The sequence below is a fragment of the Streptomyces sp. NPDC025618 genome, from assembly GCF_055558795.1.
In genome coordinates this window covers 19,329-46,085 of sequence record NZ_JBVHLW010000033.1, presented here as the reverse complement: position 1 = coordinate 46,085, position 26,757 = coordinate 19,329, and the positions used below count along the sequence as shown (strand labels likewise).

Below are 26,757 nucleotides of genomic sequence, written 5' to 3'. Positions count from 1 at the left end.
GTTCCGGGTCCGCGGATCACCGCGGTGCGCCCAGCTTGCCGCCGGAGCACGGCGGCGGGGAGGCCCGGCCGAGGGGGGGGGGGGGGGGGGGCCCCCCCCCCCCCCCCCCCCCCCCCCCCCCCCCCCCCCCCTCAGCCCCGGACGCGCACTCCGTAGCGCGTCCGCAGATGGCGCAGCTCCCAGCAGGAGACGGCCGTGACCGACAGCGGTCCGCCGAGGAACGCGGCGATCTTCACCAGCAGCGGCCCGTTCGGCAGCCCGTCGCCCAGCGAGACGAGATTGAGCACCCAGACCAGCACCACGGTCAGCACGGCCGGGAGGGCCGCGTGCACATCGGCGGTGTTGAAGGCGTACCGCGCGGCCGCGCCGGAGGAGAAGAACAGGAACGCCGCCATCCACAGCAGGACCGGCAGCAGCACGAGCGGCACCACCGCCGCCCCCAGCATTCCGGCGGTGCCGCCCAGCATCGCCATGCAACGGCCGCTCTGGCTGACGGTGTAGAGGCAGGCCACGGAGGCGGCCACCGCGCCCACGTACCAGCCGACGGCCTTCAGCGGATGGCGCAGCCGGGAGCGCAGCAGCGGGCGGTGCTCGGCCGGGGCGTACCGGATGAAGCCCAGGATCACGAGCGGCCCCACCAGGATGAGGATCAGCGGGGCCAGGAAGAGCTTGCTGACGCCGTCCTTGAAGACCCCGCTCCAGCCGCCGTCTATGCCGTACGTCCAGATCAGCAGGAACGAGGCCGCGGCGCCGATGAGGGCGCGGCCCTTCTGCACCCTGTCGATCGTCGGGTCCATGACACGCCCCGGGCCGGATGCGGTGAAGATCGAATCGGCCTTGACCCGCGCGGACCGGAGAAAGGCGCCGAGGCAGCCGCTCCGGCGGTTCGGCACCCGGGGCACCGGCGGAAAGCCCGGCCCCCACTGCGGCTGACGTGGACGCGGCTGTCTTCTCGCCATCGGTGACCCCCCTTGATCAACAACCCGGGAAGTCTATCCGCGGAAAGGACCGCCACGTCCGGTGTCCGAGGGCCGGGAGGGCCGGGCCGGGAGCACCCCCGTGACCACCGCGGCCACCGTCACCGGGCCGGACGTACGCCCCGCCAGCACCCCGGCCACGGCCGCCCGCACCTCACGCACCGTCTCCAGCGCACGGCGCCCCTCCGTCACGGCGAACTGCGCCTGCGCGTGGCACTTCCCCTCGCCGTCGTCGATCCGCACCGCCCGCCCGAAGAGCGGCACCAGGCCCGCCACGCCCGGCACGGAGAGCACGGCCCGGACGACCCCCGCGTCCCCCTCGGGGTCGGGAGGCTCTTCCTCCGGAACGGCCGCCTGGGCCGTCAGGCCCTCCAGCAGCTCCGTCGCCCGCAGGTCGACCGACTCGACCGCCGCTCCGAGCGTCCCCGAGGCCGCGGTCCGTACCGCCCTGCGCAGCTCGTCCGCGACCACCGGCAGCGGCCGGTCGAGCGCGGCCGCGAAGTCCGCCACCACGCGCAGCGGTCCCACCGGGAGGGCGCTCGGCGGGGGCGGTACGGCGGGCCCGGCCGCCGACGCCGGGTCGGCGAGCGAGAGCCGGAGCGCGCCGAGGCGGGCGTCCGGCACGGCCGCGGCCGCCGCCCGGCGCAGCGCGCCCGCCGCGGCCGACTCCACGATCCAGGCGCCGTCCGCGACGTCGCCGAGCGGCAGCAGCCTGCCGGGCGCGAGCTGCCCGCGTACGGCCTGTGTCCATCGGTCCGCGTCCACCGTCACCTCTCAGCCGTCAGGTGAGCCAACGAATCCAGCCTGCCGTACGCCGCGGCGCCCGCCCGTACGACTCACTCGAGCGGCAGCTTCCCCCGGTCTCCCGAGCGCGACGGGTGAACCCCACCTATGGTGGCAAAAGGAACCGTGGACCGTGATGTCCTCCCCCGGGAGAGAGGCGATCGACGATGACCGACACCACATCGAAGGAGCCGCTGGGCGCACCGGCCGACCGGGGCCGGACGACCATCGCCGACGGAGTCGTGGAGAAGATCGCCGGGCTCGCCGCCCGTGACGTGGTCGGTGTCCACGCGATGGGCAGCGGCCTCGCGCGCACCTTCGGCGCCGTGCGGGACCGGGTGCCGGGCGGCGCGAAGTCCGTGGCCCGGGGGGTGAAGGCGGAGGTCGGTGAGGTCCAGACCGCGCTCGATCTGGAGATCGTCGTGGATTACGGGGTCGCCATCGCGGATGTCGCGCGCGCTGTGCGGGAAAACGTCATCTCGGCGGTGGAGCGCATGACCGGCCTGGAGGTCGTCGAGGTCAACATCGCCGTGAGCGACGTCAAGCTGCCCGATGAGGAAGACGACGAGCCGGAGCCGAGGCTCCAGTAAGGAGCGCACGATGAGCATGGCCGTGGTGGGCATGATCGCCGGCATGGCGCTCGCATTCGCCGGGTACTTCGGTGGGTTCGGGGCGTTCCTGCTGGTGGCGGCCCTGGGCGCGATCGGTTTCGTGGTGGGCCGCTTCCTGGACGGCGATCTGGACCCCGGCGACCTCTTCCGTTCGCGGGAGCGGGACGACCGGCGGCGGTGAGGGGCCCGTGGACCGGGCGAGGGGTGCGGTGAGGACACGTGGTGGAAGCTGCTGAGCGCGGTGCGACCCATATCGCCGACCGCGTCGTCGCGAAGATCGCTTCGCAGGCGGCGCGCGAGGCGCTGCACGGCACGGGACCGGGGGTGGACGAGCCGGAGGGGGAGGACCGCAAGCCGCCGTACGCCACGGTGGCCGTGCGCGACGACTCCGCGCGCGTACGGGTCTCGGTGGAGCTCGGCTATCCCTCGGACATCCGCGCGCAGTGCGGTGCGGTACGCCGCCGGATCGCCGAGCGGGTGGGGGAGTTGGCGGGCATGGACGTGCCCGAGGTGGCCGTCACCGTCGAGCGGCTGCACTCGGCGCACACGCGGGGCGCGGGGCGGGAGAGGGTGCTGTGAGCGGCGACGGACTCGACACCGAGGGCGGCGCGCCGGCCGTCGAAGCCGCGGAGGCGCAGGGCGACGCCGCCCGCGCCGGACGGTTCTGGTCCGTCCGGCGGCTGCCCGCCGCGCTGGTCGCCGCGGTGGTGCTGGCCGCCGCCGGGCTCCTCCTCTACGACGTGGCCGCCGTCCGCGCCCACCGCCCCGCGATGGGCTGGCGCCGGCGGCTCGCCCACGAACTGGCCACCCGGGAGCTCGGGAACGCCTGGGTCGTCGCCTGCGCGGCCGTCGCCGTGCTCGCCGGGCTGTGGCTGATCGCGCTCGCCGCCACCCCGGGCCTGCGCGGTCTGCTGCCCATGCGCCGTGGCACTCCCGACGTACGGGCCGGGCTCGACCGCTGGGCGGCGGCGCTGGTCCTGCGGGACCGCGCGATGGAGATCTCCGGCGTGCAGTCCGTGCGCGTCGACGTCGGCCGCCGCCGGGTGCGGGCCCGCGCCGTCTCCCACTTCCGCGACCTGGACGACGTACGCGACGACCTCGGCACCGTACTGGCCGACGGCGTACGGCAGTTGGGCCTCGCCCGGAGCCCCGGGCTCTCGGTGCACGTGCGACGACCGGTGAAGAGGTGAACCCGCGGTGTTGAGGACCGTCAACCGGGTGCTGGTGGGGCTGGCCGGGGTCGTGCTCGTCGCGCTCGGCGCCGCCGTGCTCGTCGGCTCCCTGGACCTGCAACGGCACTGGCACTTCTCCCTGCCGTCCGCCTGGCCCTTCGACGGACCGCACGATGTGCTGCTCGGCGAGTCCGCGCGGCGGAAGTGGCGAGGGGAGGGCTGGTGGTGGCCCGCGGTGATCGCCGCGCTGGGCGTCGTGGTGCTGCTGGCCCTGTGGTGGCTGCTGGCACAGCTGCGGCGGCGCCGGCTGCGCGAGGTGCTGGTGGACAGCGGCGGGGGCGAGGCGGCGGTCGTGCGCGGCCGGGCGCTGGAGGAGGTGCTCGCCGCTGAGGCGGAGTCCCTGCCCGGCGTCGACCGGGCCCTGGTCCTCCTCTCCGGCCGCCGCTCGGCGCCGGAGGCGACGGTCTCCCTGACCCTCGCTCCGCACGCGTCACCGTCGGCGGCGCTGCTCGCGCTGGACGACGAGGTGCTGGCGCATGCGCGCGCGTCGACGGGTCTGGAACGGCTGCCGGCGCGGGTCCGGTTGGGTGCGGTGCGGCACCGGGCTGAGAGGGTGGAGTAGGGGGACGAGCTGGGGCGCGTGCCCCAGCCTCCGCCTGCGACGGGCCTTTTCCCCAGCCCCGCCCCTTCCCGGCTGTATCTGATGTGCGGCTCCGCCGTGTGGGGGGCTGCGCCCCAGACCCCGCAACACGCTTCGCGCGTTGTCCTCAAACGCCGGACGGGCTGAAATTGCGCACCCACATCAGCTAAAACCAGCCCGTCCGGCGTTTGAGGACGCGCCCACAGGGCGCTCCCGCCGCAGGCGGCAACGCACCCGCACCCAGACGAAAGGGGCAGCAGCCTGCTAAGGAAGCACGCCCCCATCCACCGGAATCATCGCCCCCGTCACATACGACGCCGCAGGCGACAGCAGAAAAGCCGCCGTCCTCCCGAACTCCTCCGGTGCCCCGTACCGCCGCAGCGGAATCGTCGCCTCGCTGGCCGCCCGCACACCTTCCGCGTCACCCGAGAGCGCGTCGAGCTCGCGCACGCGGTCCGTCTCGACGCGCCCGGGGAGCAAGCCGATCACGCGGATGCCGCGCGGGCCCACCTCCTGGGAGAGGGACTTCGCGAAGCCGGCGAGGCCCGGGCGGAGGCCGTTGGAGATGGTCAGGCCGGGGATGGGGGTGCGGACCGAGCCGGAGAGGACGAAGCCGATCACGCCGCCGTCGGAGAGTTCGGCCGCGGCCGTGCGGGCCGTGCGGACGGCGCCGAGGAAGACGGATTCGAAGGCGGCCCGCCACTGCTCGTCGGTGTTGTCCGCCGCGGACCCGGGCGGGGGCCCGCCCACGCTGATGAGGATGCCGTCGAAGCGGCCGAACCGCTCGCGCGCGGTGGCGATGAGGCGGGCGGCGGCCTCGGGGTCGGCGTTGTCCGCGGCGACGCCGAGCGCGCGGGGTCCCAGTTCCTCCGCGGCGGCCGTCACGGACTTCTCGTCCCGCCCGGTGATCACCACCTTCGCACCGTCGGCGACGAGTTCCCGGGCCGTGGCGTTGCCCAGGCCGCGGCTCGCGCCGGTGAGTACGTACACCCGGTCCTGCAGTCCAAGATCCATGCGCTCAGTCTGCCCTGCGGGGCCCCGGAAGGGCGAGGGTGGGGCGAGGGGTGACTACTCGGCGGTGGCCGCCGTCCGGGCCGCCTCGGGGTCCGGGCCGTCGGCGGACCGCGCGGCCTTCGCCGCCTTGGCGGCCTCCGCGTCCCGGTCCTTGCGCTCGCGGCGGACCAGGATCACCCAGCCGACGGGCACGAACGCGGAGAACAGCCACCACTGCACGGCGTAGGCCATGTGCGGCCCGATGCTGTCGTGGTCGGGCTCGGGCACGAGCTGGGGGCCCTTGTCGCCCGGGTCGGGGGCGGTGAGCTCGACGTAGCCGCCGAGCACCGGCCGGCCGAGGGCCTGCGCCTGGGTCCGGCTGTTGATGCGCATGACCTGGCGGGGCGGCAGGCCCCTGGTGTTCTTGATGCCGCTGGAGTCCGTCTCGTCGGCCTTGAGGCGGCCCGTGACGGAGACCTTGCCGGACGGCGGCGCGGGGACCGGGGGGAACTTCGTCAGGTCGTCACCCGCCGGGATCCACCCGCGGTTGACGATGAGCGTCTGTCCGGCGTCGGTGACCAGGGGGGTGAGGACGTAGTAGCCCTGCCGCTGCCCGTCCTTGTCGGTCCGCTGCCGGACCACGACCTCGCCCTTGGTGTCGTACGTCCCGTGGGCCGTGACCCGCCGCCATACGTCGTCGCCCGGCACGGGCCGGCCGGGCTTCGTCAGCTCGGTGACGGGGACCGGCTCGGCGGCCAGGCTGCGGGCCACCAGGTCGTTGTGCGCGACCCGGTTCTCATGGCGGTGGAACTGCCAGAAGCCCAGTTTGATCATCACCGGGATGAGGACGAGCCCCACGAGTGTGAGGATCACCCACTGCCGGGACAGCAGGAAGCGGTACACGCATTTGACGGTACCTGGCGGGGTTCGCCCCCCGGGCATCGGGTGCTTATTTGCCCTCGCGCGCCGGGACCACATGCAGCAGGAGCTGCATGAACGCCGCCTCGTCGATCACCGGGGTGCCGAAGGAACGCGCCTTGGCGGTCTTGGAGGTGGGGGAGCCGGGGTCATTGGTCACCAGCAGGCTGGTCAGCCGGGACACGCTGGTGGCGATGTGCAGCCCCGCCTCGATGGCCCGGTCCTCCAGCAGCTCGCGGTCGATGGAGGTGTCACCCGAGATCGCCACCCGCATGCCCTGAATGAGCTGTTCGCCCTCTTTGTACCTGCCGGGGTTGGGGTACGGGCACGCCGGGCGCTTGCGGCTCGCCCGCCAGGTCCCGGAGCGGTACGAAGGCTGGTAGCCGATGCCGGCGGAGCGCGTGGGGGCGGGCGCGTCGGACCACTCGGTCAGCGGCTGGCAGGCCAGCAGCGGCAGCCGCAGCCCGGTCTCGGCGGCGAGCTCCAGGCTCGGGCGGAAGGTCTCGGCGAGCACGCGCGCGTCGTCGAGGGCGTGGTGGGCGCGCTGCTGCACGACGCCGTAGTGCGCGGCGAGCGACTCCAGCTTGTGATTGGGCAGCGGCAGCCCCAGCTCCTTGGAGAGCGCGATGGTGCACAGCCGCTGCCGCACGGGAGCGGTGACCTTCGCCCGCGCGTACTCCCGGGCGAGCATCGACCAGTCGAACGCGGCGTTGTGCGCGACGAGCACCCGCCCGTCCAGCCGCTTCGCCAGCTCGTCGGCGATCTCCGGGAAGAGCGGCGCGTCCGCGAGGAGTTCGGTCGTGAGCCCGTGGATCCACACCGGCCCGGGGTCGCGCTGCGGGTTGACCAGCGTGTACCACTGATCCTCCACCTGCCCCCGCCCGTCCAGCTGATAGACGGCGGCCGACACTATCCGGTCGTCACGGGCGAGCCCGGTGGTCTCCACGTCGACGACCGCATACCCCTCGGGATACGCGGCCGGCCACGGGGTCGGCGATTCGTCGGCGGCACGGTCTACGAGCATGGTCACAGAGAATACGGGGCCGCACTGACAGCGTGGGTGGAGTGGGGCGGGAATGGGGCGGGTTGGGAGGCGCGAGGGTGATTTGGGTCACCCGGAAGAGAGTTGGCGAGTGCTGAGGGCCGCTCGCCCCACCCTGTCCTCCCCGGCCGGCGGAACCTCCGGTAACAGTCAGGAGTAACCCGTGGGTAACAACCCCTAGCGCCCCGCCCGGCGGCGCGTTTATCGTGCGGCCATGCCGCACCTTCCCGATGTCGTGCTGTGGTCCATACCCGCCTTCCTCCTGCTCACCGCACTGGAGTTGGTGAGCTATCGCCTGCACCCGGCCGAGGAGAGCCGGGCCGCGGGGTACGAGGCCAAGGACGCGGTCACCAGCGTCGGCATGGGGCTCGGCAGCCTCGTCTTCGACGCGCTGTGGAAGATCCCGATCGTCGCCGTCTACACCGCTCTCTACGAGCTCACCCCGCTGCGCGTGCCCGTGCTCTGGTGGACGCTGCCCCTGATGCTGCTCGTCCAGGACTTCTTCTACTACTGGTCCCACCGCGGGCACCACGTCGTACGGATCCTCTGGGCGTGCCACGTGGTGCACCACTCCAGCCGGAAGTTCAACCTCACCACCGCGCTGCGCCAGCCGTGGACCACGCTCACCGTGTGGCCGTTCTACCTGCCGATGATCGCGCTGGGGGTGCACCCGGCGGCGCTGGCGTTCTGCTCCTCGGCCAACCTCGTCTATCAGTTCTGGGTGCACACCGAGCGCGTACGGAAGCTGCCGCGGCCCTTCGAGTACGTCCTCAACACGGCCTCCCACCACCGCGTGCACCACGCCTCGCAAGGCGGCTACCTCGACCGCAACTTCGGCGGCATCCTCATCGTCTGGGACCGGCTCTTCGGCTCCTTCGTGCCGGAGGCCGAACCCCCGGTCTACGGCCTGACCAAGAACATCGACACCTACAACCCGCTGCGCGTGGCCACCCACGAATACGCGGCCATCCTGCGCGACCTGCGGGCCGCGAGGAGCTGGCGGGAGCGGGCCGGGCGGGTGTTCGCGGGGCCCGGCTGGCAGCCGGAGGCGGCCGTGGCCGAGCGGCCGTCCGGGACGCCGGCCCGCGCCCACGAGCCGGCCGCGTGAGCGGCGGCCGCGGAGCCCGCGCGCTCCAGGCCGCCTTCCTGGCCGTCGCCGCCGCCCATCTCTGCGCGCTGCTCGCCGGCTCCGTCGTCGCGCCCGTCACCAAGCCCGCGCTCATGCCGCTCCTCGCCGCGACCGTGCTCGCGCGCGGCGGGCCGCGGCTCCTCGCCGGGGCGCTGCTGTTCGGCTGCGGCGGTGACACCCTGCTGGGCGTCGGCGGTGACACCGTCTTCCTGCTCGGCATGGCGTCCTTCGCCGCCGGGCACGTCTGCTACCTCGCGCTCTGGGCCCGGCACGGCGGCCCGCGCGGCGGGCGGACGTACGCGCTGGCCGGTGCGTACGGCGTGGCCTGGCTCGGCACGGTGGTGCTGCTGTGGCCCGATCTGGAGGCGCGGCTGCGGATCCCCGTCGCGCTCTACAGCCTGCTGCTGACCGCGATGGCGCTCGGCGCGACCCGCGCCCGCGCGGCGGCCGCGGCGGGCGGGCTGCTGTTCCTGCTGTCGGACACGCTCCTCGCCACCGGCCTGGCCGACTGGCCACAGGCGCCCGTGCCCCAGTTCTGGGTCATGCTGACCTACCTCGCCGCGCAGTTCCTGCTGGCGGAGGGGCTTCTGAGGACGGTGCCCGCATCTGCGGCGCGGGAGGCTCCCGCGTACCGTGAGATGCGTACGACCTCCTGAGCACCACGACTTGAGCCGGCAAGGACGAGCACCATGCGCGCGACGACCATCCACGCTCCCCACGACATCCGGGTCGAGGACGTCCCGGACCCCCGGATCCAGCGGCCCGGCGACGCGATCGTACGGGTGATGCGGGCCTGCATCTGCGGCAGCGACCTGTGGGCCTACCGCGGTGAGGCGGCCCGGGAGCCCAGGCAGCGCATCGGCCACGAGTTCCTCGGCATGGTCATGGAGACCGGGTCCGAGGTGACCTCGCTCAAGCCCGGGGAGCTCGTCGTGGCGCCCTTCATGTGGTCGGACGGCGTGTGCGACTTCTGCGTCGAGGGGCTGACGACCTCCTGCGAGCACGGCGGCTTCTGGGGCGCGCCGGGCTCCGACGGCGGCCAGGGCGAGGCGGTCCGCGTGCCGTTCGCCGAGGCCACGCTGGTGCGGATCCCCGCCGAACTGGCCCCCGACACCCCCTACGGCGACAGCCGGCTGCTGGACGCGGTCCTCACGCTGTCGGACGTGATGGGCACCGGCCACCACGCGGCGCTGGGCGCGGGCGTGCGCCCCGGGGCCACGGTCGCCGTGGTCGGTGACGGCGCGGTCGGCCTCTGCGGGGTGCTGGCCGCCAAGCGGCTCGGCGCGGAGCGGATCATCGCGCTCGGCCGGCACGAGGCGCGGACCGCCATCGCCATTAAGTTCGGCGCCACCGACGTGGTCGCGGAGCGCGGCGAGGCGGCGGTGGCCGCGGTACGGGAGCTGACGCGCGGCCAGGGCGCGCACGCCGTGATCGAGGCGGTCGGTACCGAGCAGTCGATGCGGACGGCGCTGGGCATCACCCGGCCCGGCGGGGCCGTCGGTTACGTCGGCGTCCCGCACGGCAGCGGCAGCGGCCTCGACCTCCGGCTGATGTTCGACAACAACATCGCCGTCCGCGGCGGCGTCGCGCCCGTCCGCAGCTACATCCCCGAGCTGCTCCCGGACGTCCTGGACGGCACGATCGACCCGTCCCCGGTCTTCGACCTGACGGTGGATCTCGACGGCGTGCCGGACGGCTACCGCGCGATGGAGGACCGTACGGCCCTGAAGGTCCTGATCAAGCCCTGACGCCGGCCGGCGGGGGGAGCGGTGGCGGGTCCGCCGCCGTTGCTCCCCGGCTCTCCCCTCCGTCCGGGGCCCAGCACACCGGCCGGGCCCGGATGTGCCGTAGGCCGACGACCACGTGCGGCACATCCAGCCCCTCACACCCCCCGGGGCCCAAGGGCGGAGCCCCGGGGCGGGATCAGTCCTGGTCCTGGACCGCCGCCAGGGCGTCCACGATGCCGTAGCCGTAGAAGCCGTTGACCTGCGCCGTGCCCTTGCACGCGGTCTCGTCCTTGCCGCAGCCGGGGTTGTGCGCCTGCGCCTTGAGGATCCACTGGATCTCCTGCGGCGTCGACCGGGGGTGCGTGCTCTTCAGCAGCGCCGCCACGCCCGCCACGTGCGGACCGGCCATCGACGTGCCCTGGAGGAAGCCGTAGTCGCCGCCGGGCAGCGTGGAGAGGATGCGGCCGTCCTTGCCGGGCAGTTCGGGCAGCTGGTACTTGTCACCGCCGGGGGCGGCCACGTCGATCTGGCCCAGGCCGTAGTTGGAGTAGTACGCCTTGGCCGACTTCGCGCCGGTCGCGGCGACCGTGACGACACCGGGGAGCTGCGCGGGGACGTCGAGGCAGACCGAAGGGTCGATCTTGCGGGTCAGCGGTGACGTGCCGTCGTTGGGGCTGGACGCGTCGGTGAGCTCCTTGGCCGCCAGGTCGAAGGCAGAGTTGCCCGCGGAGGCGACGTTGACCGTGCCCTTGCTCTCGGCGTACTTCGTGGCGCGGCCGATGGACTCGGCTATGGCCTTCTGGTCGGGATCGTCCGTGCAGTTGAACATCCACGGGTCGACGTAATAGCTGTTGTTCGTCACCGCGATGCCGTGCTCCGCGGCGAAGACGAACGCGCAGACCACGCTCTCCGCGTAGAAGGAACTGGTCTTCGGCTGCGAGACCTTGATGGCCGAGACCCGCACGCCCGGCGCGACACCGGCCACGCCGATGCCGTTGCGGGCGGCGGCTATCGTGCCCGCCACGTGTGTGCCGTGGTAGTCCTTCGCCGGGTCGAAGGGCCGCCAGGCGCCGGGGCTGGTGTCGGCCTTGCCGGTGACGCAGCTCGCGGACTGGCTCCGGGAGAAGTTGGGGGCGAGGTCGGGGTGGGTGTCGTCCACGCCGGTGTCGATGACCCCGACGGTGACCTTCCGGCTGCCGTCGTCGACCTTGGCCGCCTCGTCCGCCTTGATGGCGGGCAGGTCCCACTGGAGGCCCTCCAGGGGCTCCTTGCCGGAGGCGAGCGAGCGGGAGGCGCTCAGGGCGCTGCTCTCGGGGGCCTGGACCTTCTCGGGCGGGCCGACGTCGGTGGTGGCGGACGGGACGATCGGCGCGGTGCGGGTGGCGCCCGCGGACTGCACGCCCGGTACGGCCCGGAGCGCCGCGGCGAAGCCGGGGTTCGCGGAGTGGGCGACGATCACGCCTATGCGCTCGTAGGAGGTCAGCACGCTGCCCCCGGCCGTGGTGACCGCCTCGCGCACCCGGGCGACGGTGGCCCGGTCGGCGGTGGTGTTGACGACGTACGACAGCACGGGCCCGTCCGTGGTGACGGGGGTCTTCGACGGCGGGGCGGCCGAGGCCGTGCCGGGGAGGAAGCCGAGCGAGGCGGTGAGGGCGAGCCCGGCGGGGAGGGCCAGCAGGCGGTGACGTCTGGTACGCGGGTCAGCCATGGGGTCTCCACATCATCCGAAAACCGCCGCGCGCCTGCCGCGCACGGACGGGTACATGACGAGTGAAGCTAGCGCCGGCCCCGGCCCCGGGCAATGATCCGCCCGCACAACGCCCTGATGATGCCGCTCTCCGACGGCATATGACGCTTCGTCAGGGCGGTGGCGGCAGGCTCGGGTCGCGCAACCCGTCGTAGCTCAGCGGAGGCAGCGGCACCCGCGGCCCGTACCAGCGGCCCGCGCGCGGGATCGTGGCCGACCGCCCGGTCGGCACCGCCGCTATGGGGGCCGTCAACCTGACGATCCCGAACGGTCGTCGGCCCGGGGGCCGCGGGGGAGGAAGTGGCTCATCGCTCACACCAGGGTCAACGAGGGTGCGGGCGGCCGGTGTCGCACCGCGCGCCCGCCCGCCCCGAATTCGCCGACGCTCCCCCTGTCGCATACTGCGACCTGCCTCTACGATGCGTGATCCAGATCACAGGCCAACGGTTCGCGCCTTCGTGCCACCCCCATCAGGAGAGACCGTGGATACCGCACCCACCACCGCCCAGGAACCGGAAGAGCCCGGCAGCCCCGACCTCGCCGTCGCCTCCGCCGAGCCCGACCCTTATCTCGCGATGCAGGCGAGCGAGGAATTCGGTGAACTGCGCCGCGCCCAGCGCTCGTTCACCTTCCCCCTCACCATCGCCTTCATCTCCTGGTACCTGCTCTACGTGCTGCTCTCCAACTACGCGGGCGGCTTCATGGGCACCCAGGTCGTCGGCAACATCAACATCGCCTTCGTCTTCGGCCTCGCCCAGTTCCTCACCACCTTCCTGATCGCCTGGTGGTACTCCCGGCACGCCGCCGAGAAGCTCGACCCCCGCTCCGAGGCCCTGCGCGCGCGACTGGAGGCCGGGGAATGATCCTCACTCTCGCCGCGGGCGCGGCCAGCGACCACCGCACGCTGATCATCACGCTCTTCTCGGTCTTCGTCGCCACGACCCTCGGCATCACCGTCTGGGCCGGCCGGCAGACCAAGGACGCCACCGATTTCTACGCGGGCGGCCGCTCCTTCACCGGCTTCCAGAACGGCCTGGCCATCTCCGGTGACTACATGTCCGCCGCGTCCTTCCTCGGCATCGCCGGCGCCATCGCGCTCTTCGGCTACGACGGCTTCCTCTACTCCATCGGCTTCCTCGTCGCCTGGCTGGTCGCCCTGCTGCTGGTCGCCGAACCGCTGCGCAACTCCGGCCGCTTCACCATGGCCGACGTGCTCGCCCACCGGCTCAAGCAGCGGCCCGTGCGCACCGCGGCGGGCACCTCCACCATCGTCGTCTCGATCTTCTACCTGCTGGCCCAGATGGTCGGGGCGGGCGCCCTGGTCGCCCTGCTCCTCGGCGCCACCGGCGAGGGCTCGCGCCGCTGGATCATCGGCCTGGTCGGCCTCGTCATGGTGCTCTACGTGACCATCGGCGGCATGAAGGGCACCACCTGGGTGCAGATCGTCAAGGCGGTCATGCTCATCGCGGGCACCCTGCTCATCACCGTCCTGGTGCTGAACAAGTTCCACTGGAACGTCTCCACCCTCCTCGGCGAGGCCGCCAAGGAGAGCGGCAAGGGCAAGGCGTTCCTGGAGCCGGGCCTGCAGTACGGCAAGGACGGCACCTCCAAGCTGAACTTCATCTCGCTCGGCCTCGCCCTCGTCCTCGGCACCGCCGGGCTCCCGCACATCCTGATCCGCTTCTACACCGTGCCCACCGCCAAGGCCGCCCGGAAGTCCGTGAACTGGGCCATCGGCATCATCGGCGCCTTCTATCTGATGACCATCGCGCTGGGCTTCGGCGCCGCGGCCCTGGTCGGCCCCAAGGCGATCACCGCGTCCAACGAGTCCGGCAACACCGCGGCCCCGCTGCTCGCCCAGGAGATCGGCGGCGGCGCGGGATCCACCGGCGGCGCGGTCCTCCTCGCCGTCATCTCCGCCGTCGCCTTCGCGACCATCCTCGCCGTGGTCGCGGGCCTGACCCTCGCCTCCTCGGCCTCCTTCGCCCACGACCTGTGGGCCAACGTCATCCGCAAGGGCCGCACCAGCGAGAAGGAGGAGATCCTCACCGCCAAGTGCGCGGCCGTCGTCATCGGCGCGATCTCCATCGTCCTCGGCATCTTCGCCCACCGCCTCAACGCGGCCGCGCTCGTCGCCCTGGCCTTCGCCGTCGCCGCGTCCGCCAACCTCCCCACGATCCTCTACAGCCTCTTCTGGAAGCGCTTCACCACCCAGGGCGCCCTGTGGTCGATCTACGGCGGCCTGGTCTCCTCGGTCACCCTGGTGATCATCTCGCCGGTGGTCTCCGGCAACCCCAAGGCGCTCTTCCCCGGGATGAGCTTCGACTACTTCCCGCTCGGCAACCCCGGCCTCGTCTCCATCCCGCTGGGCTTCCTGCTCGGCTGGCTGGGCTCGCTGCTCTCCAAGGAGCGGCCGGACCCGGTGAAGCACGCGGAGCTGGAGGTCCGCGCTCTCACCGGACACGGCGCGCACTGACGGCCTCATGGACCCGCCCGACGGCCCCTCGTCCCGCCAGGGACCGTACGCAGCCTCCCGGAATTCAACGAACTGTTGAACGTCAGTGGCATCGCGTACGCTGCGGAACACCGAACGAATACCGTTCCAGTCCGCGGGAGGGGCCGTAACCGTGCTCATCGACACCTACGGCCGCGCCGCCACCGATCTGCGCGTCTCCCTCACCGACCGCTGCAACCTCCGGTGCACCTACTGCATGCCCGAAGAGGGCCTCCAGTGGCTCGCCAAGCCCGACCTCCTCACCGACGACGAGATCGTCCGCCTCGTGCGCATCGCCGTCACGGCACTCGGTGTCACCGAGGTCCGCTTCACCGGCGGGGAACCCCTGCTGCGGCCCGGCCTCGTCCCCATCGTCGAGCGCTGCGCGGAGCTCCTGCCGCGCCCCCGGCTCTCCCTCACCACCAACGGCATCGGCCTCGCCCGCACGGCCGGCGCCCTGAAGGCCGCCGGGCTCGACCGCGTCAACGTCTCGCTCGACACCCTGCGCCCGGACGTCTTCCGCGCCCTGACCCGGCGCAAGCGGCACCAGGACGTCCTCGACGGCCTCGCCGCCGCCCGCGCGGCCGGCCTCACGCCGGTGAAGGTCAACGCCGTCCTGATGCCCGGCCTCAACGACGACGAGGCCCCCGAGCTCCTCGCCTGGGCCGTCGGACGTGACTATGAGCTCCGCTTCATCGAGCAGATGCCCCTTGACGCCCAACACGGCTGGAAACGCGAGGGGATGATCACCGCGGAGGACATCCTCGCGAGCCTCCGCACGCGCTTCCGCCTCACCCCGGAGGACGACGCCGAGCGCGGCTCCGCGCCCGCCGAGCGCTGGGTCGTCGACGGCGGGCCCGCCCGCGTCGGAGTGATCGCCTCCGTCACCCGCCCCTTTTGCGCGGCCTGCGACCGCACCCGGCTCACGGCCGACGGGCAGATCCGTACGTGCCTGTTCGCGCGCGAGGAGTCCGACCTGCGGGGCGTGCTGCGCTCCGGCGCGCCGGACGAGGAGATAGCCGAGTTCTGGCGGCACGCGATGTGGGGCAAGAAGGCGGGCTCGGGGCTGGACGACCCGTCCTTCCTCCAGCCCCGGCGCCCCATGTCAGCGATCGGCGGCTGACTCCCACTCCCGCAGGGGCACCACGTCCTTGAGGAAGCCGCGCAGATCAAGGAAGTTGGACAGGTGCTCACGGTGCTCGTCGCACGCGAGCCACGTCTTGCGCCGGTCGGGCGTGTGCAGCTTGGGGTTGTTCCACGCGAGCACCCACACGGCATCGGCGCGGCAGCCCTTGGCGGAACAGATCACAGCGGTATCGGGGGAGTTCACACCCCAGACTCTACGTGCCACGGCGCGGCCGGGAGCCACCTGGACACGGCGACGCCGGGCAGCCACGGGGGGAGCCGCCCGGCGTCGGTCTGTCGCTCCGACGGGGGATGCGGAGCGCTTAGGAAGTATGTCACGGGGTGACCGGCGCGCGGCACTGAAACCACATGATTGATCTGAGGTTTTCTTGAGCTTGGCGGCGTGTGCACCGGCCCGCGAGCCCACTCCCGCACATCAGTTGTGGTCACGCCCTTGATCGCCGGACAGCGGCCGGCCGTCGCCGCGGTCCGCTTCCGCCGCGGGTTCCGCCGGACCGGCCATGGGAGGGGGCATCAGCACCGGCCGGGTCGGCGCGGGGACGAAGGTGCCGGGCAGCGAAGGGGCGTTCTCCCGGCCCGCGTTGGCGATCACGACGGCGATATAGGGGAGCAGCGCCCCCAGGATCAGCGTGCCGATGGCCACATAGCGCTCGACGTTCCACAGCACCACGGTCAGCACCACCGAGAGGGTGCGGACGAGCATCGAGAAGACGTACCGCCGCTGCCGGCCGCGCACGTCCTCGGCCAGACCCCGTCGGGCCCCGGTGATCCTGATGACCTCCGGCCCGCCCAGCTTCCGCATCACGTTCCACCACCCGCTCGCCGCCGGGACGTGCCATTCGTCCAGGACGTATTCAACGTTACGCCGCGCCCCGCCCGCCCACGAGACCGGGGCGCCCCGTCCGACCCTCGCCCCGACCTGCATCTCTCTCATGCACGCGGCGTAGGGACCGGTCCGAAATGCGCCGTACCCCGGGCGGCCCCAGAATGGCGGGGCACGCCATATCGCGCCGCATGAGGAGGCGACATGAGCTGGTTGTGGGCCATCATCGTCGGTCTGGTGCTGGGCCTGATCGCCAAGGCGATCCTGCCGGGCAAGCAGCAGATCCCCATCTGGTTGACGATCATCCTCGGCATGATCGGCAGCCTGGTCGGCAACTGGGCGGCCACGGGCCTCGGCATCAACGACACCAAGGGCATCGACTGGGGCCGCCATCTGCTCCAGCTGGCCGGAGCGGTGCTCGTGGTCGGCATCGGGGACCGCCTGTGGGTGGGGTTGCGGGGCAACCGCAAGGCCCGGGCATGAAAGAGGCCGGGCGGGCCGGATGGACCGGCCCGCCCGGCGCCCGCTCGCGACCGGGGCCTACAGGCCGCGGAGCTCCGCGACCTTGCGGCCGGCCTTGAGATACACACCGGACGCCGCGGTGCCGAGCTTCGCCACGGCCTCCCCGACGACCTCGCCCAGCGGGCGGATCGCCTCGGACTCCGGGAGCACGACCGCCTCCTGGCCGCCGGAGTGCTCGACGATCAGCCGCAGACCGTTCTGCTTCGCCACCCGCCGCGCTGCGGAGGCGCTCGGCTGGAAGCCCAGCACCTGGCTGAGCACGGTCGTGGCCGCCTCGCCGCCGTGCTCGCCGAGCTCCACCACCGGCAGGCTCTCGACGTCGGTGAAGCTCTTCTTCGAGAACTGCGCGATGAAGCCGGCCCGGGCCGCCATCGCCGCCTCGACGCCGTACAGCGCGGTCACGACCTCGCCCGCCAGCACCTTCTTGAGGTCCATCGGGTGCAGCGACCGCTCCGCCACGCGGGCCAGGACGAGCGCGACCTCCTCGTCCGACCACTCCGTCCACGCCTTGAGGTACGGCTCCATCAGCCGGTCCGGCACCGACATGATCTTGCCGAAGACATCGTCGGCGGGCGCGGTCAGACCGACGTAGTTGCCCTTGGACTTGGACATCTTCGCGCCGGTGCCGTCCGTGCCCTCGATCAGCGGCATGGTCACCACGAGCTGCGGGCGCTGACCGCGCAGCTCCATGAGCTTGCGGCCCATCTGGAGGTTGAGCAGCTGGTCGGCGCCGCCCAGCTCCACGTCGCAGTCCAGCGCCACCGAGTCCAGGCCCTGCGCGATCGGGTAGAGCAGCTCCGACATGGTCAGACCGGAACCGGCGGCCAGCCGCGTGCGGAAGTCCTCGCGCTGGAGCAGCTGCGAGACCGGCACCTGCGAGAGCAGACCGAGCAGCTCGGGGAAGGTGTACGGCGCAAGCCACTCGCTGTTCTGGCGGAAGCTGACCTTCTCGAAGTCGAAGAACGGCCGGACCTGCTCGCGGTAGCCGGCCAGGTTCCGCGCGATGTCGTCGTCGGTGAGCGGCGGGCGCTCGGCCGTACGGCCCGTCGGGTCGCCGATCTTGGCGGTGAAGTCACCGATCAGCAGGGTGACGTCGTGCCCCATGCGCTGGAAGCGGTTGAGGATGATCATCGGCACGGCGTGGCCGAGGTGCACATCGGTGCCGGTCGGGTCGATGCCCAGCTTGATGCTCAGGCCCTTGCCCGCGGCCCGGCGCTCGTCGATGCGCGCGGCGAGCTTGTCCACGCCCGGCAGCACCTCGACCGTACGGGCCGCGATCAGCTCGGCCTGCTCCTTCGCCGACAGATCCGTCAGGTCGAGATAGCGCCGCGAGCCCGTCTCCGTGAGCAGCCGCTGGACGGTCTGGTCGGAGGAGAGGTCCTGCGCGAGGAGCTCGCTGGCGCGGGCGACGGATTCGCCGAGGCGTGTCATGACGTTCCTGGGGATCGAGAGGACGGATGAAGGAAGGAGAGAAGAGGAGGACGGGAGGGAGGGGGTGGGCGGACGCGCCCAGTCTATTCGGCCCGGCGGCGCGCCCCGGCTGTCCCACCCCCGCCCGCGCTCACACCCCCTGGCTGACCGAGCTCATGTTGAAGTCGGGCACGCGCAGCGCGGGCATCGCCGCCCGGCTGAAGTAGTCGCCCCACTCGCGGGGCAGCGTCGGCTCGGTGCGGCCCGCCTCCGTCGCCCGGGAGAGCACGGAGAGGGGGGACTCGTTGAAGCGGAAGTTGTTCACCTCGCCGACGACCTCGCCCTGCTCCACGAGATAGACGCCGTCCCGGGTGAGCCCGGTGAGCAGCAGCGACGCCGGGTCGACCTCGCGGATGTACCACAGGGAGGTCAGCAGCAGACCGCGCTCGGTGTCGGCCACCATCTCGTCCAGGGAGCGGTCGCCGCCCCCGTCCAGGATGAGGTTGTCGATGCCCGGGGCCACGGGGAGGTCCGTCAGGCCGGCGGTGTGGCGGGTCGTGATCAGCCGCTCGAGGACGCCCTCGCGGATCCAGTCCGTGGCGGCGAGCGGCAGCCCGTTGTCGAAGACCGAGGAGTCCTCGCCGGAGCTGCTCGTGAGCACGAACGGCGCGCACTGCAGACCCGGGTGGGCCGGGTCGCTGCGCAGCGAGAGCGGCAGCGCGGTCAGCTTCTCCCCGAGCCGGGTACCGCCGCCGGCCTTGGAGAAGACCGTACGGCCCTCCGCCGCCTCCCGGGCCGTCGCCGACCACGTCTGGTGGATCATGAGGTCCGCGACGGCGGTCGGCGGGAGCAGCGTCTCGTAGCGCCCGGCGGGCAGCTCGATCCTCGTACGGGCCCAGGCGAGCCGCCGGGCCAGCTCGGCGTCCAGCGCCGCCGGGTCCACGTCCGTGAAGTCACGCGTGGCGCGGCCCGCCCACGCGGAGCGCGTGCGGTCCGGGGACTTGGCGTTGAGCTCCAGGGTGCCGGTGGGCTGGTCGTGCCGGAGCCGCAGCCCGGCGGAGGAGCCCATGTAGTGCGAGTCCACCTGGTGCAGGGCGAAGCCGTAGAGCTCGCGGCCCTCGGCGCGGGCGCGGGCGAAGGACTCGCCGAGCGCGGGCGCGAAGGCGTCGAAGACCGCGGGGGAGGTCCCGGCGGGCGCGTCGGTGAAGTCGGGGGAGTGCGGGACGCCCGTCACCAGCGGCTGGGCGTCCTCGGCGGGGCCCGCCTCCCGGGCGGCGGCCTCGGCGGCCCGGACCAGCGGCTCCAGCTCGTCCGCGGTGACCGCCGAGCGGGAGACGACCCCGGAGGCCGTGCCCTCGGCGCCGTCGACGGTCGCGATCACGGTGACGGTGCGGCCGCGGGTGACGCCGTTGGTCGTGAGCGCGTTGCCCGCCCAGCGGAGATTGGCGGTGGAGTCCTCGCTCGCGATCACGACACAGCCGTCGGCACGCGACAGCTCCAGGGCGCGCTCGACGATCTCGTGCGGCTTGTTCCGGTTACGAGGGCTCACTGACCCGCCTCCTGCGTCGTGTTGAGACTGTGCTGGCCCGGGGGGCGCCCCCCGGACCCCCGGCCGGATCCGTGGTGCGCGCTCACTGACCCGCCTCCTGCGTCGTGTTGAGGATGTTGACGCCCTTGAAGAGCGCGGACGGGCAGCCGTGGGAGACCGCGGCGATCTGGCCCGGCTGGGCCTTGCCGCAGTTGAACGCGCCGCCCAGCACATACGTCCGCGGCCCGCCGACCGCCGCCATCGAGCCCCAGAAGTCCGTCGTCGTCGCCTGGTAGGCGAAGTCCCTGACCTGCCCGTCGAGGCGGCCGCCGCGGATCGCGTAGGCCCGCTGCCCGGTGAACTGGAAGTTGTAGCGCTGCATGTCGATCGACCACGACCGGTCCCCGACGATGTAGATGCCGTCCTCCACGCCCGCGATCAGCTCCTCCGTCGAGGGGCCGTCGGGCGCCGGCTGGAGGGAGACGTTCGCCATCCGCTGCACGGGCACATGCGCGGGGGAGTCGGCGAACGCGCAGCCGTTGGACCGCTCGAAGCCCGTGAGCTTCGCGATCCGGCGGTCGAGCTGGTAGCCGGTCAGAACGCCGTCCTTGACGAGGTCCCAGGACTGGGCCGCCACGCCCTCGTCGTCGTAGCCGATGGTCGCGAGGCCGTGCTCGGCGGTCCGGTCGCCCGTCACGTTCATGATCTTCGAGCCGTAGCGGAGGCTGCCCAGCTTGTCGAAGGTCGCGAACGACGTGCCCGCGTACGCCGCCTCGTAGCCCAGCGCCCGGTCCAGCTCGGTGGCGTGGCCGATCGACTCGTGGATCGTCAGCCACAGGTTGGAGGGGTCGATCACCAGGTCGTACGCCCCGGGCCGGACGCTCGGCGCGCGCATCTTCTCCGCCAGCAGCTCCGGCAGCTCCGCCAGCTCCGCGTCCCAGTCCCAGCCGGTGCCCGTCAGGTACTCCCAGCCGCGGCCGACGGGCGGCGCGAGGGTGCGCATCGTGTCGAAGCCGCCGGTCGCCGGGTCCACCGCCGTCGCCGTCAGCTGCGGGTGCACGCGGACGCGCTGCTGGGTGGTCGTGGTGCCCGCCGAGTCGGCGTAGAACTTGTTCTCCTGCACGGTCATCAGCGTGGCCTCGGTGTGCGACACCCCGTCCGCCGCCAGCAGCCTGCCGCTCCACTCCGCGAGCAGGGCGTTCTTCTCGGCGTCCGGCACCTCGAAGGGGCTGATCTCGTACGAGGAGACCCAGGTGCGGTCCGCGTGCACCGGCTCGTCCGCCAGCTCCACCCTCTCGTCGGACCCGGCCGCCGCGATCACCTTGGCCGACAGCTTCGCCATCGCGACGGCCTGCCCGGCCACCCGCGCGGCCGCGTCCATCGTCAGCTCGACGCCCGCGGCGAACCCCCAGCTCCCGCCGTGCACCACGCGCACCGCGTAGCCCAGGTCGGTGGCGTCCGACGAGCCCGCGGGCCGGGCGTCACGCAGCCGCCAGGAGGCGCTGCGCACGCGCTCGAGACGGAAGTCGGCGTGCTCGGCACCGAGCGCGCGGGCGCGGGCGAGGGCGGCGTCGGCGAGCGGCCGCAGCGGCAGCGCGAGGAATGACTCGTCGATGGAATGGGGCGTGGAACGGGGCACAGGGTCCTCCCGGAGGTCGTCCTGTGAATCATGCCGCCTCCCGGGCGACCCACGCACCGCGTTTCCGCTCGTCGGGCCGGGCCCGGGAAGCACCGCTTCTGTAGAGATCCAACAGTGTGCGCGGCGAGCCCCTGTCGCAGGTCGATTCCCTCTTCGATGACCACTACCGATACGTTTCGGTGTAGTCAGCAGCACCCATGGATGAAAACGGAAGGGTGATCCCTTGAGCCGCTCGGTTCTCGTCACCGGAGGAAACCGGGGCATCGGCCTCGCCATCGCCCGCGCGTTCGCGGAGGCGGGCGACAAGGTCGCCATCACCTACCGCTCCGGTGAGCCGCCGGAGGCGCTCGTGGAGCTGGGCTGCCTCGCCGTGAAGTGCGACATCACGGACCCGGAGCAGGTCGAGCAGGCTTACAAGGAGATCGAGGAGAAGCAGGGCGCGGTCGAGGTGCTGGTGGCCAACGCCGGCATCACCCGCGACCAGCTGCTGCTGCGGATGTCCGAGGAGGACTTCACCTCGGTGGTGGACACCAACCTCACCGGCACCTTCCGGGTCGTCAAGCGCGCCTCGAAGGGCATGCTGCGGGCCCGCAAGGGCCGCGTGGTGCTGATCTCCTCCGTCGTCGGCCTCATGGGCTCGGCGGGGCAGGCCAACTACGCCGCCTCCAAGGCCGGCCTGGTCGGCTTCGCCCGCTCGCTCGGCCGCGAGCTGGGCTCCCGCAACATCACGGTCAACGTCGTCGCGCCCGGCTTCGTGGACACCGACATGACCCGCGTGCTCAGCGACGAGCAGCGGGCGAACATCGTGAAGCAGGTGCCGCTCGCGCGCTACGCGCAGCCCGAGGAGATCGCCGCCTCGGTCCGCTTCCTCGCCTCCGACGAGGCCGCATACATCACTGGAGCCGTCATTCCTGTCGACGGCGGATTGGGCATGGGTCACTGAACGTCATGAGTGGAATCCTCGCAGGCAAGCGCATCCTGGTCACCGGCGTCCTCACCGAGGCGTCGATCGCCTTCCAGGCCGCGAAGGTCGCCCAGAACGAGGGCGCCGAGGTCATCCTCACCGGCTTCGGCCGTCTCTCCCTGGTCGAGCGCATCGCGAAGCGGCTGCCGAAGCCCGCTCCGGTGATCGAGCTCGACGTCAGCAACCAGGAGCACCTCGACGGCCTGGCCGACAAGGTGCGCGAGCACCTCGGCGAGGGCGTGGCCCTCGACGGCATCGTGCACTCCATCGCCTTCGGCCCGCAGGGCGCCTTCAACTTCCTCGAGGGCACCTGGGAGGACGTCTCCACGGCCGTCCAGGTCTCGGCGTACTCCTACAAGTCGCTGGCCATGGCCCTGCTCCCGCTGATGCGCGAGGGCTCCTCGATCGTGGGCCTGACCTTCGACGCGCAGATCGCCTGGCCGAAGTACGACTGGATGGGCGTGGCCAAGGCCGCCCTGGAGTCCACCAACCGCTACCTCGCCCGCGACCTCGGCCCCAAGGGCATCCGCTGCAACCTGGTCTCGGCCGGTCCGCTCAAGTCGATGGCCGCCAAGTCCATCCCGGGCTTCGAGGAGCTCGCGGACGTCTGGAACCACCGCGCCCCGATCGGCTGGGACCTGACCGACCCGGAGCCGGCGGGCCGTGGCGTCGTCGGTCTGCTGTCGGACTTCTTCCCGCGCACCACGGGTGAGATCGTCCACGTCGACGGCGGAGTGCACATGATGGGCGCCTGAGCCAGGGCCCCAAGGCGTACGAAGGCCGCGCGGCCGTCCGGTGGACAGCCGCGCGGCCTTCGCGTACGCGCATACGGGGAGCGACCGCCCGAGTCGAGAACCTCGCCCATCGCCCGCACACTGTTGGGGACGGGAGGAGGTGCGGAGATGAACTTCCCGCTCCGCCGGACGGCGGCCCTGCTGTTCGCCGGTGCCGCCCTGGTCGGTGCCGTGTGCCCGCCCGCCCTCGCGGCGCCCGCGCCGGTCGCCACGAGGGAGGCCGAGTGCGGCGTCCGGATCCGGGGCTCGCACGCCACGGCCGACTGTTTCAACGGCAACTCCACCATCGATCGTGTGCAGCTGCACATCGAGTGCGTCCGCTGGTGGGACCCGGACATGGACACCGCGCCCGCCGAGGTCACCCCGGCCCGCCACATCTCCCTCACCCAGCGCTGCTGGCTGGGCATACGCCACGCCTGGGTGACGCACGACCCCGGCTGACCCTCAGCGCACGCCCCGGCAGCCGTACGGATAGCGGCCCGCCTCCTCCTCCGCCGTCCGCTCGTCACCGTCCCTGATCGCGGCCACCAGCCTGCCGTGATCGGCCAGCCCCTCGGGCCTCATGTCGGTGCCGACGTCCGCGCGCAGGAACTGGCGGAGCACCCCGCCGAGATCCGCGTACACCTCCGCCAGCACCTCGTTGTGCGCCGCCGAGACCACCGCCGTGTGCAGCGTGGCATCGGCCTCCACGAACCGCTCCGCGTCCTGGGAGCGCCACGCCTCCTCGCGCCGTTCCAGCAGCGCCGTCAGCTGTGCGAGGTCCTGCTCGGTGCGCCTGCGGGCCGCCAGCCGGGCCGCCTGGGTCTCCAGGGCGCTGCGCAGCTCCGCCACGTGCAGCGGGTCCGCCTGCGCGAAGCGGCGGTTCATCACCCCGGCGAGCTCGCTGGTGGCGAGGACATAGGTGCCCGAGCCCTGGCGGATGTCCAGCAGGCCGTTGTGCGCCAGGGCGCGCACGGCCTCCCGCACGGTGTTGCGGGCCACGCCGAGCTGCTCCACGAGCGCGGGCTCGGTCGGGATGCGCGAGCCGACGGGCCATTCGCCGGACGTGATCTGGTTGCGCAGTTCCGCGATCACCTGGTCGACGAGCGGGGAGCGGCGGGGAGAGGTCAACGGCATTGTCGTGCTCCATTCATCCCATGATTCTATGATGCCGCTATGGCACACACGGCAGACGAAGAAGTCACGACGGCGGGCACCGCCGTACCGACCCCGGCCCCCGGCACCCCCGAGCCTGCCCCGGCGGCCGGGCGCGCCCCCGTCGGCTGGCAGGCCAGGCTCCTCGCGGCCGGCCTCGTCATCGCCGCGCTCAACCTCCGCCCCGCCGTCACCAGCCTCGGCGCCCTGATGAAGGAGGTCCGGGCCGGGCTCGGCATGGGCGGCGCGCTCGCCGGGCTGCTCACGTCCGTGCCCGCGCTGTGCTTCGCCCTCTTCGGCCTCGCCGCGCCCCGGCTGGCCAGGCGCTGGGGGCCGGCCGCGGTGGTCTGCGCCGGGATGACGGCCATCGCCGCCGGACTGGTGCTGCGGCCCTTCCTCGGCGGGGTCCCCGGCTTCCTCGTCCTGTCCGCCCTCGCGCTCGCGGGCATAGCCGTGAGCAACGTCCTCATGCCGGTCGTCGTCAAGCGCTGGTTCCCCGACCGGGTCGGGACGATGACCGGCCTCTACTCCATGGCCGTCGCGGGCGGCGCGGGCATCGCCGGGGCCGTCACCGTGCCGCTGACCCACGCGCTGGGCGGCAGCTGGCGGCTCGGCCTCCTCTCCTGGGCCGTGCTCGCCGCCGTCGCGGCGCTGACCTGGCTGGCGATCAGCGCCCGCGGGCGTACGGGCGAGGACGCCGCTCCCGCGCCCGGCGCCGCGCCCGCCGCCGTCGGCGCGAGCATCACCCGCAGCCCCACCGCCTGGGCGCTGGGCATCTTCTTCGGCCTCCAGGCCACCGGCGCCTACATCGTCATGGGCTGGCTGCCGGCGATCTTCCGGGACGCCGGGGTCTCCGCCTCCACCGCCGGTCTGATCTCCGCCCTGACGATGGTCGTGGGCGTACCGCTGTCCTTCATCCTCCCGCGCGTCGCCGCCCGCCTCTCCCACCAGGGCGTCCTGGTCGTCGTCCTCGCCGTGTTCGGGCTGTCCGGCTACACCGGCCTGTGGCTGGCCCCGGCGGGCGGGGCGTGGGTGTGGGCGGTGCTGCTGGGCATCTCCAACAGCGCCTTCCCGCTGGCCCTCACCATGATCGGCATGCGGGCGCGCACCGGCGCGGGCGTCGTACGGCTGTCGGCCTTCGCCCAGAGCGTCGGCTATCTCATCTCCATCCCCGGCCCGCTGCTCGTGGGCTGGCTCAACGGCGCCACCGGTGGCTGGAACTGGCCGATCGCCCTGATGGCATCGCTGATGGTGCCTCAGATCGTGGCGGGTGTGCTGGCCGGGCGCGACCGCACGGTGGAGGACGAGATCTGACCCGGCCGAAAGCCGCCGGGCGGGGGTGCGACACTGGTGGAATGCAGCAGCCCGTGCTCGACCCGAATCCCAAGAACGGCCAGAAGACGCTTCTCGCCATCCTCGGCGCGATGCTCGCGATCACCGTCGTCATCGCGGTGATCGCGACCCTCGCCTCACCCTGACCCGGCGGTTTCCCGCAGGAGGGAGGGGGGCTAACCCCCGTCCCCTAGGGGGGCCCGCTCAGGGGTAAGTGGGTGGTTCACCGGATGGGAGCGGGACGCCGTTCTCCGTAGGTTCGTAGTACACCGCGAGGCGCGGTGACCCACGGACCTACGCGGAGGAGAACCTCATGTCCGCCGGCACGAAGCACCGGACGCACGGCCCCGTGCAGACCAGACTGCCGTGGTGGGGCCTCCTGCTCCCGGCAGTGGCCTTCGTGACCCTCTTCCTCGTGCTGGCCTCGCCGGCGTCGTCGGAGGCCCACGCGACGAGCGGCGCGATGGCCTCCGTGGCTCGCGTCGCCGACTTCGTCCAGCACACGCTCGGCGGGTAGCTCGCACGTGCCACCGAGGGGGGAACGGCCTCCCAACACCCCGCGCCTCGCCGCCCTTTTCATGCGAAGCTGGAAAGCATGAGCGCCGAACCGACCCGCAGGATCGTCCTCCTCCGCCACGCCAAGGCCGACTGGCCTGACGTCGACGACCACGACCGCCCGCTCGCGGACCGCGGCCGCCAGGACGCCCCGATCGCCGGCCGCCGGCTCGCCTCCGCCGGCATCATCCCCGACCTGGCCCTCTGCTCCACCGCCGCCCGCACCCGCGAGACATGGAAGCTCGCCGTCCATGAGCTGCCGCAGCGCCCGCGCACGGTCTACGAGGACCGGCTGTACGAGGCGTCGGTCGGCGAGCTCATCGCCGTGATCAACGAGACGCCGGACGATGTGGCGGACCTGCTGCTCGTGGGCCACAACCCCGGCATGCACGGCCTGGCGGACGCGCTCGCGGGAAGCGCGGAGGGTGACGCGCTCGCCCGCCTGAACCGGACGGCGTTCCCGACGGCGTCGATCGCGGTGCTCACGCTCACGGGCTCGTGGAAGTCGGTCGAACCCGGCGGCTGCCGCTTGACGGCTTTCTGGCCGCCGCACGCGTAGGTAGCCCTGCCGCCGCCTGCGGCGGGCTTTTCCCCAGCCCCGCCCCTTCCCGAACTGGGGCTGCGCCCCAGACCCCGCAACACGCTTCGCGCGTTGTCCTCAATCGCCGGACGGGCTG

General features: G+C 72.6%; 32 protein-coding genes. 19 read left to right on the top strand and 13 right to left on the bottom strand.

Going from position 1 to position 26,757, the window contains the following annotated elements:
• Positions 1-131: 131 nt before the first annotated feature.
• Positions 132-797 carry a hypothetical protein gene (locus ACZ4A5_RS24330; RefSeq protein WP_467587990.1) on the bottom strand — a complete coding sequence of 222 codons (666 nt, stop codon included), beginning with the start codon at positions 795-797 and terminating at the stop codon, positions 132-134.
• 195 nt (positions 798-992) lie between these two features.
• The gene (locus ACZ4A5_RS24325) at positions 993-1,742 is read right to left on the bottom strand and encodes a hypothetical protein (RefSeq protein ID WP_467587987.1); all 750 of its coding nucleotides are present in this window, start codon (positions 1,740-1,742) and stop codon (positions 993-995) included.
• 185 nt (positions 1,743-1,927) lie between these two features.
• On the opposite strand from ACZ4A5_RS24325, the gene ACZ4A5_RS24320 reads away from it, so the two are divergent.
• The 5 genes from ACZ4A5_RS24320 to amaP are packed head-to-tail and all read left to right on the top strand — an operon-like array spanning position 1,928 to position 4,165.
• The gene (locus ACZ4A5_RS24320) at positions 1,928-2,350 is read left to right on the top strand and encodes an Asp23/Gls24 family envelope stress response protein (protein WP_467587984.1); all 423 of its coding nucleotides are present in this window, start codon (positions 1,928-1,930) and stop codon (positions 2,348-2,350) included.
• A gap of 10 nt (positions 2,351-2,360) precedes the next feature.
• Positions 2,361-2,552, top strand: coding sequence for a hypothetical protein (locus ACZ4A5_RS24315; protein ID WP_366008410.1), 192 nt, complete (start codon positions 2,361-2,363; stop codon positions 2,550-2,552).
• Positions 2,553-2,593: 41 nt separating this feature from the next.
• Complete coding sequence (locus tag ACZ4A5_RS24310) at positions 2,594-2,950, top strand: Asp23/Gls24 family envelope stress response protein (protein ID WP_467587981.1); 357 nt, start codon at positions 2,594-2,596, stop codon at positions 2,948-2,950.
• Positions 2,947-3,561, top strand: coding sequence for a DUF6286 domain-containing protein (locus ACZ4A5_RS24305; protein WP_467587978.1), 615 nt, complete (start codon positions 2,947-2,949; stop codon positions 3,559-3,561). The genes ACZ4A5_RS24310 and ACZ4A5_RS24305 overlap by 4 nt, the downstream gene beginning before the upstream one ends.
• 7 nt (positions 3,562-3,568) lie before the next feature.
• Entirely contained in the window at positions 3,569-4,165 is a 597-nt protein-coding gene (gene amaP / locus ACZ4A5_RS24300; protein WP_467587974.1) for an alkaline shock response membrane anchor protein AmaP, read from the top strand.
• 282 nt (positions 4,166-4,447) lie between these two features.
• On the opposite strand, the gene ACZ4A5_RS24295 is transcribed toward amaP, so the two are convergent.
• From ACZ4A5_RS24295 to ACZ4A5_RS24285, 3 genes are read right to left on the bottom strand one after another with little or no spacing between them, the layout of a single operon-like run.
• Positions 4,448-5,197 carry an SDR family oxidoreductase gene (locus tag ACZ4A5_RS24295; protein WP_467587971.1) on the bottom strand — a complete coding sequence of 250 codons (750 nt, stop codon included), beginning with the start codon at positions 5,195-5,197 and terminating at the stop codon, positions 4,448-4,450.
• A gap of 54 nt (positions 5,198-5,251) precedes the next feature.
• Complete coding sequence (locus ACZ4A5_RS24290; RefSeq protein WP_467587967.1) at positions 5,252-6,079, bottom strand: SURF1 family cytochrome oxidase biogenesis protein; 828 nt, start codon at positions 6,077-6,079, stop codon at positions 5,252-5,254.
• 46 nt (positions 6,080-6,125) lie between these two features.
• Entirely contained in the window at positions 6,126-7,118 is a 993-nt protein-coding gene (locus tag ACZ4A5_RS24285) for a DEDDh family exonuclease (protein WP_467587964.1), read from the bottom strand.
• Positions 7,119-7,350: 232 nt separating this feature from the next.
• Between ACZ4A5_RS24285 and ACZ4A5_RS24280 the strand changes: the two genes are divergently transcribed.
• Genes ACZ4A5_RS24280 through ACZ4A5_RS24270 form a run of 3 tightly spaced genes read left to right on the top strand, consistent with a single transcriptional unit; the run spans position 7,351 to position 10,013 of the window.
• Positions 7,351-8,244: a sterol desaturase family protein gene (locus tag ACZ4A5_RS24280; RefSeq protein ID WP_467587960.1), complete on the top strand. Its 894-nt coding sequence runs from the start codon at positions 7,351-7,353 to the stop codon at positions 8,242-8,244.
• Positions 8,241-8,921, top strand: coding sequence for a lysoplasmalogenase family protein (locus tag ACZ4A5_RS24275; protein ID WP_467587957.1), 681 nt, complete (start codon positions 8,241-8,243; stop codon positions 8,919-8,921). Before ACZ4A5_RS24280 ends, ACZ4A5_RS24275 begins: the two co-directional genes overlap by 4 nt.
• 33 nt (positions 8,922-8,954) lie before the next feature.
• Positions 8,955-10,013 carry a zinc-dependent alcohol dehydrogenase family protein gene (locus tag ACZ4A5_RS24270; protein ID WP_467587954.1) on the top strand — a complete coding sequence of 353 codons (1,059 nt, stop codon included), beginning with the start codon at positions 8,955-8,957 and terminating at the stop codon, positions 10,011-10,013.
• A gap of 175 nt (positions 10,014-10,188) precedes the next feature.
• On the opposite strand, the gene ACZ4A5_RS24265 is transcribed toward ACZ4A5_RS24270, so the two are convergent.
• The gene (locus ACZ4A5_RS24265) at positions 10,189-11,700 is read right to left on the bottom strand and encodes a S8 family peptidase (RefSeq protein ID WP_467587951.1); all 1,512 of its coding nucleotides are present in this window, start codon (positions 11,698-11,700) and stop codon (positions 10,189-10,191) included.
• Between the two features lie 151 nt (positions 11,701-11,851).
• A complete protein-coding gene (locus tag ACZ4A5_RS24260; RefSeq protein ID WP_467587948.1) occupies positions 11,852-11,992 on the bottom strand; it encodes a hypothetical protein in 141 nt (46 codons plus the stop codon).
• A 322-nt stretch (positions 11,993-12,314) separates the two neighbouring features.
• Between ACZ4A5_RS24260 and ACZ4A5_RS24255 the strand changes: the two genes are divergently transcribed.
• From ACZ4A5_RS24255 to moaA, 3 genes are all read left to right on the top strand, one after another.
• Positions 12,315-12,602 (top strand): DUF485 domain-containing protein, encoded by a 288-nt coding sequence (locus ACZ4A5_RS24255; protein WP_467588042.1) that lies wholly within the window; start codon positions 12,315-12,317, stop codon positions 12,600-12,602.
• Positions 12,599-14,215, top strand: a complete 1,617-nt coding sequence (locus ACZ4A5_RS24250; RefSeq protein ID WP_467587945.1) for a solute symporter family protein — start codon at positions 12,599-12,601, stop codon at positions 14,213-14,215. The genes ACZ4A5_RS24255 and ACZ4A5_RS24250 overlap by 4 nt, the downstream gene beginning before the upstream one ends.
• Before the next feature lie 151 nt (positions 14,216-14,366).
• Positions 14,367-15,356 (top strand): GTP 3',8-cyclase MoaA, encoded by a 990-nt coding sequence (moaA, locus tag ACZ4A5_RS24245; protein WP_467587942.1) that lies wholly within the window; start codon positions 14,367-14,369, stop codon positions 15,354-15,356.
• Here the strand turns inward: moaA and ACZ4A5_RS24240 are convergent.
• Entirely contained in the window at positions 15,339-15,563 is a 225-nt protein-coding gene (locus ACZ4A5_RS24240) for a hypothetical protein (RefSeq protein ID WP_398867076.1), read from the bottom strand. The two genes, moaA and ACZ4A5_RS24240, sit on opposite strands and share 18 nt — an antisense overlap.
• A 231-nt stretch (positions 15,564-15,794) precedes the next feature.
• Entirely contained in the window at positions 15,795-16,313 is a 519-nt protein-coding gene (locus tag ACZ4A5_RS24235) for a DUF3099 domain-containing protein (protein ID WP_467587938.1), read from the bottom strand.
• A gap of 93 nt (positions 16,314-16,406) precedes the next feature.
• Here ACZ4A5_RS24235 and ACZ4A5_RS24230 point away from each other — a divergent pair, with 93 nt between their 5' ends.
• Positions 16,407-16,685: a GlsB/YeaQ/YmgE family stress response membrane protein gene (locus tag ACZ4A5_RS24230; RefSeq protein ID WP_467587935.1), complete on the top strand. Its 279-nt coding sequence runs from the start codon at positions 16,407-16,409 to the stop codon at positions 16,683-16,685.
• A 57-nt stretch (positions 16,686-16,742) separates the two neighbouring features.
• On the opposite strand, the gene tyrS is transcribed toward ACZ4A5_RS24230, so the two are convergent.
• The 3 genes from tyrS to ACZ4A5_RS24215 all read right to left on the bottom strand — a co-directional run bounded on the left by tyrS (position 16,743) and on the right by ACZ4A5_RS24215 (position 21,301).
• Positions 16,743-18,155, bottom strand: coding sequence for a tyrosine--tRNA ligase (gene tyrS, locus ACZ4A5_RS24225; protein ID WP_467587932.1), 1,413 nt, complete (start codon positions 18,153-18,155; stop codon positions 16,743-16,745).
• A gap of 130 nt (positions 18,156-18,285) precedes the next feature.
• A complete protein-coding gene (locus ACZ4A5_RS24220) occupies positions 18,286-19,683 on the bottom strand; it encodes a metallopeptidase TldD-related protein (RefSeq protein ID WP_467587929.1) in 1,398 nt (465 codons plus the stop codon).
• An 82-nt stretch (positions 19,684-19,765) separates the two neighbouring features.
• Positions 19,766-21,301 carry a TldD/PmbA family protein gene (locus ACZ4A5_RS24215; protein WP_467587927.1) on the bottom strand — a complete coding sequence of 512 codons (1,536 nt, stop codon included), beginning with the start codon at positions 21,299-21,301 and terminating at the stop codon, positions 19,766-19,768.
• Positions 21,302-21,524: 223 nt separating this feature from the next.
• Here ACZ4A5_RS24215 and fabG point away from each other — a divergent pair, with 223 nt between their 5' ends.
• The 3 genes from fabG (at position 21,525) to ACZ4A5_RS24200 (ending at position 23,500) form a co-directional block, all read left to right on the top strand.
• The gene (gene fabG / locus ACZ4A5_RS24210; RefSeq protein ID WP_467587924.1) at positions 21,525-22,244 is read left to right on the top strand and encodes a 3-oxoacyl-[acyl-carrier-protein] reductase; all 720 of its coding nucleotides are present in this window, start codon (positions 21,525-21,527) and stop codon (positions 22,242-22,244) included.
• 5 nt (positions 22,245-22,249) lie between these two features.
• Positions 22,250-23,020 carry an enoyl-ACP reductase FabI gene (fabI, locus tag ACZ4A5_RS24205; RefSeq protein ID WP_467587920.1) on the top strand — a complete coding sequence of 257 codons (771 nt, stop codon included), beginning with the start codon at positions 22,250-22,252 and terminating at the stop codon, positions 23,018-23,020.
• A gap of 147 nt (positions 23,021-23,167) precedes the next feature.
• Positions 23,168-23,500 (top strand): hypothetical protein, encoded by a 333-nt coding sequence (locus tag ACZ4A5_RS24200; RefSeq protein ID WP_467587917.1) that lies wholly within the window; start codon positions 23,168-23,170, stop codon positions 23,498-23,500.
• 3 nt (positions 23,501-23,503) lie between these two features.
• Here the strand turns inward: ACZ4A5_RS24200 and ACZ4A5_RS24195 are convergent, their stop codons facing one another.
• A complete protein-coding gene (locus tag ACZ4A5_RS24195) occupies positions 23,504-24,175 on the bottom strand; it encodes a FadR/GntR family transcriptional regulator (RefSeq protein ID WP_467587914.1) in 672 nt (223 codons plus the stop codon).
• A 39-nt stretch (positions 24,176-24,214) separates the two neighbouring features.
• On the opposite strand from ACZ4A5_RS24195, the gene ACZ4A5_RS24190 reads away from it, so the two are divergent.
• From ACZ4A5_RS24190 to ACZ4A5_RS24175, 4 genes are all read left to right on the top strand, one after another.
• Positions 24,215-25,507, top strand: coding sequence for a CynX/NimT family MFS transporter (locus ACZ4A5_RS24190; protein ID WP_467587911.1), 1,293 nt, complete (start codon positions 24,215-24,217; stop codon positions 25,505-25,507).
• 41 nt (positions 25,508-25,548) lie between these two features.
• On the top strand, positions 25,549-25,671 hold the full coding sequence (locus tag ACZ4A5_RS24185) for an SGM_5486 family transporter-associated protein (RefSeq protein WP_361528238.1): 123 nt from the start codon (positions 25,549-25,551) through the stop codon (positions 25,669-25,671).
• Positions 25,672-25,838: 167 nt separating this feature from the next.
• The gene (locus ACZ4A5_RS24180) at positions 25,839-26,042 is read left to right on the top strand and encodes a hypothetical protein (protein ID WP_467587905.1); all 204 of its coding nucleotides are present in this window, start codon (positions 25,839-25,841) and stop codon (positions 26,040-26,042) included.
• A 78-nt stretch (positions 26,043-26,120) separates the two neighbouring features.
• Positions 26,121-26,639 (top strand): SixA phosphatase family protein, encoded by a 519-nt coding sequence (locus ACZ4A5_RS24175; RefSeq protein WP_467587902.1) that lies wholly within the window; start codon positions 26,121-26,123, stop codon positions 26,637-26,639.
• Positions 26,640-26,757: the final 118 nt, after the last annotated feature.